This window comes from Streptomyces sp. NPDC006265 (assembly GCF_040613555.1).
GTDB lineage: Bacteria > Actinomycetota > Actinomycetes > Streptomycetales > Streptomycetaceae > Streptomyces.
The window spans coordinates 6,772-15,017 of sequence record NZ_JBEXSH010000118.1; the positions used below are offsets into that span (position 1 = coordinate 6,772).

At 69.6% G+C, this 8,246-nt stretch carries 8 protein-coding genes; 2 read left to right on the forward strand and 6 right to left on the reverse strand.

Annotated elements, in window-relative coordinates; translation table 11 throughout:
- Positions 1-161 precede the first annotated feature (161 nt).
- Both bldC and ABZ281_RS12845 read right to left on the reverse strand, forming a co-directional pair.
- Positions 162-368 carry a developmental transcriptional regulator BldC gene (gene bldC, locus ABZ281_RS12840; RefSeq protein ID WP_003949541.1) on the reverse strand — a complete coding sequence of 69 codons (207 nt, stop codon included), beginning with the start codon at positions 366-368 and terminating at the stop codon, positions 162-164.
- A gap of 599 nt (positions 369-967) precedes the next feature.
- Entirely contained in the window at positions 968-1,813 is an 846-nt protein-coding gene (locus ABZ281_RS12845; RefSeq protein ID WP_356654865.1) for a hypothetical protein, read from the reverse strand.
- Between the two features lie 252 nt (positions 1,814-2,065).
- Between ABZ281_RS12845 and ABZ281_RS12850 the strand changes: the two genes are divergently transcribed.
- On the forward strand, positions 2,066-3,172 hold the full coding sequence (locus ABZ281_RS12850) for a Glu/Leu/Phe/Val dehydrogenase dimerization domain-containing protein (protein WP_356654867.1): 1,107 nt from the start codon (positions 2,066-2,068) through the stop codon (positions 3,170-3,172).
- 320 nt (positions 3,173-3,492) lie between these two features.
- Complete coding sequence (locus ABZ281_RS12855) at positions 3,493-3,738, forward strand: DUF3073 domain-containing protein (protein WP_298559577.1); 246 nt, start codon at positions 3,493-3,495, stop codon at positions 3,736-3,738.
- Between the two features lie 83 nt (positions 3,739-3,821).
- Here ABZ281_RS12855 and purM read toward each other — a convergent pair whose 3' ends face one another.
- The 4 genes from purM to ABZ281_RS12875 all read right to left on the reverse strand — a co-directional run bounded on the left by purM (position 3,822) and on the right by ABZ281_RS12875 (position 8,182).
- On the reverse strand, positions 3,822-4,901 hold the full coding sequence (gene purM / locus ABZ281_RS12860) for a phosphoribosylformylglycinamidine cyclo-ligase (RefSeq protein WP_356654869.1): 1,080 nt from the start codon (positions 4,899-4,901) through the stop codon (positions 3,822-3,824).
- 45 nt (positions 4,902-4,946) lie between these two features.
- On the reverse strand, positions 4,947-6,476 hold the full coding sequence (gene purF / locus ABZ281_RS12865; RefSeq protein WP_356654871.1) for an amidophosphoribosyltransferase: 1,530 nt from the start codon (positions 6,474-6,476) through the stop codon (positions 4,947-4,949).
- Between the two features lie 63 nt (positions 6,477-6,539).
- On the reverse strand, positions 6,540-7,313 hold the full coding sequence (locus tag ABZ281_RS12870) for an META domain-containing protein (RefSeq protein ID WP_356654873.1): 774 nt from the start codon (positions 7,311-7,313) through the stop codon (positions 6,540-6,542).
- 71 nt (positions 7,314-7,384) lie between these two features.
- Positions 7,385-8,182 (reverse strand): sterol carrier family protein, encoded by a 798-nt coding sequence (locus tag ABZ281_RS12875; RefSeq protein WP_356654875.1) that lies wholly within the window; start codon positions 8,180-8,182, stop codon positions 7,385-7,387.
- Positions 8,183-8,246: the final 64 nt, after the last annotated feature.

Below are 8,246 nucleotides of genomic sequence, written 5' to 3' on the forward strand. Positions count from 1 at the left end.
TCCTCCCGGCTCTTCGACGACGCACCCTGTTGCATGCCTGGAAAGCTCTGACTGGCTTGGGCGTGGGGCCTGTTGGGGCAGGATCCCGCGTCGCTTGGAGCTGTGGTTCCGGGCGCTACGGCCAGTGGGGGACCGGCCGGTTTGCCCGACTATTCAGTTGTTCAGGCCTCGCTGCGCTGCTGCGGGATGCCCGCGAGCAGAGCGCGGACCTCGGCCTCGCGGTAGCGCCGATGCCCGCCGAGCGTGCGGATCGACGTGAGCTTGCCGGCCTTCGCCCACCGCGTGACCGTCTTGGGGTCGACGCGGAACATGGTGGCGACCTCAGCCGGGGTCAGCAGCGGCTCGGCATCAGGGGTGCGAGCGGTCATGAGCGGCCTCCTCGGGAGAACCGAACCTTCTCGGTTCTTTCCTCTAAATTCTGCACCTTGACCCGCGTTGCCCGAAATGGCGGACGCGAGTCGAGTCGGTTATAGGACGAACGGCTTGTCCTCGGCACTACAACTACACCATCTGTCCAGCCGCGTCGGCCAAACCGATGGAATTGCCCCTCCAGGTGTTCATCAGCGACGGAAGCCGATGGACCATGCCATAGCGGACAGTCACACCGCTGTGACGATCAGTCACAGGGCGATCAGGAAGTCACCAGGCCCCCCAAAGCGTGCAATGCTGAGATTCCGCCCATAGTGCAGCACCATAGGACGGAAGGAGTCCTCCCCGGACTCCTTGTCCTATTTTGGCATGAGGAGGGGCAAGGGGCGCAAGAGCCTCGTACGTGTAGTCCGTCACGCTTGGCCTACTTGAGAGGTCTGCCCGGATCGGGCCCTACGCCCCTTGTTGACTAAGCCTCAGGAGACGCACAGCCCGCTTCAGGAACTCGGTGCGAGGACGAAACCCCAAATCGGGCGGTTCGTCAAACGTCAGTTCGTGACCGAATGCGAGCGATCTGTACGGACATCAAGGTCAGGCGTCAGTTGGCCGACCGCAGATTCCGTACGGAACGCCACCGCTCCACGAGCCGGGCGTACGCCTCCCCCGCGCCGGCCCCGTCGCCCCGGCGCAGCGCGGCGATGCCCTCGGCCACGTCCGCCGCGGAATGGTCGTCCTCCAGCGTCCCGGTCGGCACCACGTGCACCAGGCCGCCGTAGTCCAGTTCCACCAGCGAGCGCGGGTGGAACTCCTCCAGCCAGCGGCCGACGTCCATCAGGCCGTCGATCAGCGGCCCCTCGTTCATCGCCTCCCGCAGGGCGCGCAGCCCCCGGGCCACCCGCCGCCGGGCCTGGACCATGGGGGTGCGGTAGCGCAGCACGGGCGGGCTGTCGACGGAGGCGCCCTTGTCGTACTCGCGCTCCTCGTCGGAGACCAGCACGAACCAGTTGATCGGCACCTGCCAGGTGGCCGTACGGATCCACGGCCGGGCGTCGGGGTTGATCGTCAGCCAGCGCTCGTAGTCCTGGGCCGCCTGGCGTCGCAGGACGGGCGGCAGGACCGCGTCCATCACGGGCGGGGGGAGCTCCTCGGAGAGCTCCTCCAGGGCCAGCCAGCCGCGCAGCCGGGTGCGCCAGGGGCAGACGCAGACGACGCCGTCCACGTCGAGGACGAAGGCGTCATCGCTCTCGTGCACCGGCACCGGGACCGGCGGGGTGGAGGCCAAGTCGGCGAGCGCGCGGCGGAGTTCGTCCTGGTACGAGGGGCGGTCCGTACGGCGGGCGTAGCGGGCCCACTGGCTGCGCTCCGGCTCGGGGAAGGCGGCCAGCGGTTCGTACACGCGCAGGTAGGTCGCGTAGGGGACGATCACCGAGGTCACCTTGGGCACGCCTGCTCCCTCCCCCGCGCACCGCCGCGAAAACCTGCGGAACCCGCTCACGATCGCGCGGGAATCTATGCAAATCGTCGCACGGGTGTACTCCGGCCGGAGGTGATCCTGTGCACTGTGCGGCCGTCGGGGCCCACCAGGCTCTAATCTCATGCTCAACAGTCCCCGCCACCCTCCCCCACAGCCAAAAGCGCGGGGGGAGTCCCACGGGAGCTGGTCTCCACCCGCCGCACCTACTCAGGAGTCACCACAGTGACCGACGTAACCGGCGCACCTGCTGATGTACTGCACACCCTGTTCCACTCGGACCAGGGCGGACATGAGCAAGTCGTGCTCTGCCAGGACCGTGCGAGCGGCCTCAAGGCCGTCATCGCCCTCCATTCCACCGCCCTGGGCCCCGCACTCGGCGGTACGCGCTTCTACCCGTACGCGAACGAGGCCGAGGCCGTCGCGGATGCGCTGAACCTCGCCCGCGGGATGTCGTACAAGAACGCCATGGCCGGTCTCGACCACGGCGGCGGCAAAGCCGTGATCATCGGCGACCCGGACACGATCAAGAGCGAGGAGCTGCTCCTCGCCTACGGCCGCTTCGTCGCCTCGCTCGGCGGCCGGTACGTCACCGCCTGCGACGTCGGCACGTATGTCGCCGACATGGACGTCGTGGCCCGCGAGTGCCGCTGGACGACCGGCCGCTCGCCGGAGAACGGCGGCGCCGGGGACTCCTCCGTCCTCACCGCCTACGGCGTCTACCAGGGCATGCGGGCCTCCGCGCAGCACCTGTGGGGCGACCCCTCGCTGCGCGGGAAGCGGGTCGGCATCGCCGGCGTCGGCAAGGTCGGCCACCACCTGGTGGAGCACCTGCGGGCCGAGGGCGCCGAGGTCGTCATCACCGACGTCCGCGAGGACGCCGTGGGCCGGATCCTCGCGGCGCACCCGGCGGGCGTCACGGCCGTAGCCGACACCGCGACCCTGATCCGCGCCGAGGGCCTCGACATCTACGCCCCGTGCGCACTCGGCGGAGCGCTGAACGACGACACCGTGCCCGCGCTCACCGCCAAGGTGGTCTGCGGCGCGGCCAACAACCAGCTCGCCCACCCGGGCGTGGAGAAGGACCTCGCCGACCGCGGGATCCTCTACGCGCCGGACTACGTGGTGAACGCCGGCGGTGTCATCCAGGTCGCGGACGAGCTGCACGGCTTCGACTTCGACCGGTGCAAGGCGAAGGCGTCGAAGATCTTCGACACCACGCTGGCCATATTCGCACGTGCGAAGGAAGACGGCATTCCGCCGGCCGCCGCGGCCGACCGGATCGCCGAGCAGCGGATGCACGACGCGACCCTGGCCCGCCGGGCGAGCTGACCCGGGGGGCGGTGCGGGACTGATCCACGCCGTCTCGTACGTTTGGCCGGTACCCGCCGGTGGGCAGTTAGAGAGAACTCTCACTTCTACCGGCGGGTCGACCGTCGATAAGTGGTTAAAATCGCGGTTGACCAGCGAGGACGGGGCGCCTCGAAGGTCCTGGGCGCGGGCACGTCATGTGGGCGACGTACCGTATGGGCGCGGGCTCAGGTACCGTGGAAGCCCTACGGACCGGTCTCTCCGCGGAGAGTCCGTGCCGGACCATGAACGCGTGTCAAGACTCTGGGGCCGTCGAGCCCCGTCGTTGAGGGGGTCGAGCCATGGGGCGCGGCCGGGCCAAGGCCAAGCAGACGAAGGTCGCCCGCCAGCTGAAGTACAACAGCGGTGGGACTGACCTCTCACGCCTGGCCGAGGAGCTGGGTGCATCGCCTTCGAATCCGCAGCCGCCTAACGGCGAGCCGCTCGAAGACGATGATGATGAGGACCTGTACGCACGGTACGCCGACCTCTATGAGGACGACGACGACGAGGACGACCAGTCCTCGCAGCATCGTCGCGGCGCTTGACCCTGCACTGAGCACTCACCCGGTCGGTGGCTGAAGGTCACCGACCGGGTTCTGTGCTGCCTGCAGGGTCATTCCCCCGTGCTTCAGCTCGCGTAGTCACCGATCAGGGCGGCACCAGTGGTGTGCTCGCCCCGGTCCGTGATCTCTCCGGCCACCCAGGCGTCCACGCCGCGGTCGGCGAGGGTCGTCAGGGCCACGTCCACGGACTCCTGCGGCACGATCGCGATCATGCCGACGCCCATGTTCAGGGTCTTCTCGAGCTCCAGGCGCTCGACGCTGCCCGTGCGGCCGACGAGGCCGAAGATCGGGGCCGGCGTCCAGGTGGAGCGGTCGACGATGGCGTGCAGCTCGTCCGGGACGACCCGGGCGAGGTTGGCCGCGAGTCCGCCGCCGGTGATGTGGCTGAAGGCGTGCACCTCGGTGGTGCGCATCAGGGCCAGGCAGTCCAGCGAGTAGATCTTCGTGGGCTCCAGGAGCTCCTCGCCGAGGGTGCGGCCGAGCTCCTCGATGTGCGCGTCCAGCGCCAGGCCCGCCTGGTTCAGCAGGACGTGGCGGACGAGGGAGTACCCGTTCGAGTGAAGACCGGAGGACGCCATGGCGATCACCGCGTCACCCGTCCGGATGCGATCCGCGCCGAGCAGTCGGTCGGCCTCCACGACGCCCGTACCGGCGCCGGCGACGTCGAAGTCGTCCTCGCCCAGCAGGCCCGGATGCTCGGCCGTCTCGCCGCCGACCAGGGCGCAGCCGGCGAGCACACAGCCCTCGGCGATGCCCTTCACGATGGCGGCGACCCGCTCGGGGTGGACCTTGCCGACGCAGATGTAGTCGGTCATGAACAGTGGCTCGGCGCCGCAGACCACGATGTCGTCCATGACCATGGCGACGAGGTCGTGGCCGATGCTGTCGTAGACGCCCAGCTGGCGGGCGATGTCGACCTTGGTGCCGACACCGTCCGTGGCGGAGGCGAGCAGGGGCCGGTCGTAGTTCTTCAGGGCGGAGGCGTCGAAGAGGCCGGCGAAACCGCCGAGGCCGCCGAGGACCTCGGGGCGCTGGGCCTTCTTCACCCACTCCTTCATCAGTTCGACGGCGCGGTCGCCCGCTTCGATGTCGACGCCCGCGGCTGCGTAGCTGGCGCCGCCCTCGGCAATGGGTTTCTCAGACATGGCTAAGCAGAACCTTCGTGTCGTACGGCAGGTGTTACGGGCCGTCTACGGGCGGCGGATCGCGTCGGCGGCGGCCGTGGCGGCCGGGCCGGCGGCCAGCTCCGTCTCCAGCAGCTGCTTGCCGAGCAGCTCGGGGTCCGGGAGCTCCATCGGGTACTCGCCGTCGAAGCAGGCGCGGCACAGGTTCGGCTTGGCGATGGTGGTCGCCTCGATCATGCCGTCGATGGAGATGTAGGCCAGGGAGTCGGCGCCCAGGGAGGTACCGATCTCGTCGATCGTCATGCCGTTGGCGATGAGCTCGGCGCGGGTGGCGAAGTCGATGCCGAAGAAGCAGGGCCACTTCACGGGCGGCGAGGAGATCCGGATGTGGACCTCGGCCGCGCCCGCCTCGCGGAGCATGCGGACCAGGGCCCGCTGGGTGTTGCCGCGCACGATCGAGTCGTCGACTACGACCAGGCGCTTGCCCTTGATGACTTCCTTCAGCGGGTTCAGTTTCAGGCGGATGCCCAGCTGGCGGATGGTCTGCGAGGGCTGGATGAACGTCCGGCCGACGTACGCGTTCTTGACGAGGCCGGCGCCGAACGGGATGCCGGAGGCCTCCGCGTAGCCGATCGCCGCGGGCGTGCCCGACTCCGGGGTCGCTATCACCAGGTCGGCCTCGACGGGCGCTTCCTTGGCGAGCTTGCGGCCCATCTCCACGCGGGAGAGGTACACGTTCCGGCCCGCGATATCGGTGTCCGGGCGGGCCAGGTACACGTATTCGAAGACACAGCCCTTGGGCTTCGCGTCCGCGAATCGGGAGGTTCGCAGGCCGTTCTCGTCGATGGCGACGAACTCGCCCGGCTCGATCTCCCGGACGTAAGCGGCGCCGCAGATGTCGAGGGCGGCGGACTCGGAGGCCACCACCCAGCCGCGCTCCAGCCGGCCGAGGACCAGCGGGCGGATGCCCTGCGGGTCGCGGGCCGCGTACAGGGTGTGCTCGTCCATGAAGACGAGCGAGAAGGCGCCCCGGACCTTCGGGAGGACCGTGTGAGCGGCCTCCTCGATGGTCAGCGGCTTGCCCTCCTCGTCGACCTGGGCCGCGAGGAGCGCGGTGAGCAGGTCGGTGTCGTTGGTCGCCGCGACGCGCGGGGTGCGGCCGCCTTCCTGCTTGGGCAGGTCGGCGACCATCTCGGCGAGCTGGGCGGTGTTGACGAGATTGCCGTTGTGGCCGAGCGCGATGGATCCGTGTCCGGTCGCGCGGAAGGTCGGCTGGGCGTTCTCCCAGACGGAGGCACCGGTGGTCGAGTAGCGGGCGTGACCGACCGCGATGTGACCCTGGAGCGAACCGAGGGAGGTCTCGTCGAAGACCTGGGAAACCAGGCCCATGTCCTTGAAGACGAGGATCTGTGAGCCGTTGCTGACCGCGATTCCCGCGGATTCCTGGCCTCGATGCTGGAGGGCGTAGAGCCCGAAGTACGTGAGCTTGGCGACCTCTTCGCCCGGAGCCCAGACACCGAAGACGCCGCAAGCGTCCTGGGGGCCCTTCTCACCGGGGAGCAGGTCGTGGTTGAGTCGTCCGTCACCACGTGGCACGCCACCGAGTGTAGGCGAGGTCGACCACTGGTCCGAATTGGGGATACCGGGCTTTCCGGTGGATCACCGCTCGGCGACCGCTCGCACACTCGTACCGTTTTCGCTGGTCAGCGTGAGGATTTGGTGATCGACTCCGTACTTCAGCTTCCCGTCGAAAAGACGCAGCAGCGTCTTCTCGCCGTCCATGAGTGAGTCTTCGCACATCATTCGGGTCGTGGCCGGGGGGCCGAGGGTGATATGGCCGTCGCTGACCGTGGCCTTGGCGTTCACCTTGTTGCAGCCGAGGCTGCCGGAGACCGTGCCCTTCTTCTCGTCGAAGGTGAGGTGGGCCCGGCCGTCGGAGTTCGGGGTCGTGACGGTCCACTTGGTGCCGGCCAGCGGGGCGTCCTTCGCCCTGGTCAGGCGGACGGTGTCACCCCGGTCGGTGGTGAGGGTGAGGCGGTCGTCGTCCACCTTCGCCTTCAGCTCCTGGTCGGAGAAGGCCCGCGCGAGGGTCGTCTCGAACTCCATGGGCTTGTTCTCGCAGGCCATCTCGGTGGCCCTGGTCGTGCCCAGCCGGACGCGGTCGCCGTCGACGGTGGCCTCGGCGCTGAAGTTGTTGCAGCCGAAGCTGCCCTCGGCCCGGCCCTTGTCGATGGTCACGTGGGCGCCGGTGGGGGCCTTGTGCGTCCTGCCGTCCGCGGTGACGCTGTCCACGCTCCACCGCACGCCGGTGACCGGTTTGTCGGCGCCGACCGAGCCGCTGCCGCCGTCCGCCTTCTCGCTGCCGCAGGCCGCCATGAGCGGGACGAGCATGGCGGCGGCCGTCAGGGCCATGCGCTGCTTCTGCCTGTCCATGCCACTTCGACGGGGGACCCGGCGGGATCGGTTCCCCTTACGGCGGGGATTCCTTCTGATGCCATCAGCATTCAGGCCATCAGCGGCAGGTGGGCCGACAGATCCGCGCGCTCCCCACTCGCGCTGACCTTGGCACCCTGGAGGGCCTCGGCCCAGGCCAGCCGCCCGGTCGCCAGCCGGATCCAGGTCAGCGGATCCGTCTCGACGACGTTGGGCGGGGTGCCCCGGGTGTGTCTCGGCCCCTCCACGCACTGCACCGCCGCGTACGGCGGCACCCTCACCTCCGTCGAACCGCCGGGCGCCCTGGCGGCGAGCGCGTCGGCCAGCAGCCGGGTGCAGGCGGCCAGGGCCTGCCGGTCGTAGGTGATGTCCAGGCCGGGGACGGCGGCGTTGAGGTCGTCGGTGTGGACGACGAGTTCGACGGTACGGGTGACCAGGTAGTCGGCGAGGGACAGGGCACCGGTGCGGGTGGCGAGCAGACGGGCGCCGGGTGTGTCGGCCAGGTTCCTGGTGAGGCGTTCCTCGGTCGCGGCGTAGAGGGTGCCGAGGTCGGGGTTGGCTTCGGCGAGCCGCCGGGTGCCGTCGTCGATGTCGGCGGCCCGGGCGGCGGTGGCGAAGGGCCAGTCGAGGAGGGTGAGCTCCGTCTTCGCCGGCTCCTCGCGGTCGAGGTTGCGGCTGACGGTCTCCACGGCCATGGCCACATGCGCCGCGAGCTCCCGGACCGTCCAGTCGCCGAGCCGGGTGGGCAGCGCCAGCTGTCCGGGCGTGAGGGTGTGGACGGCCTGCCGCACGTTCCCGAACTGGGCGAGCACCGCCGCGCGGATCTTGGCGGGGTCGTAGCTGCGGGTGCGCTTCTTGGCCGGTGGCATGGGGGTCAGCCTAGGGCGGCGGTCGCCTCGGGTGCGTCGAAGGTCTCCCCGTTGCGGGGCACGC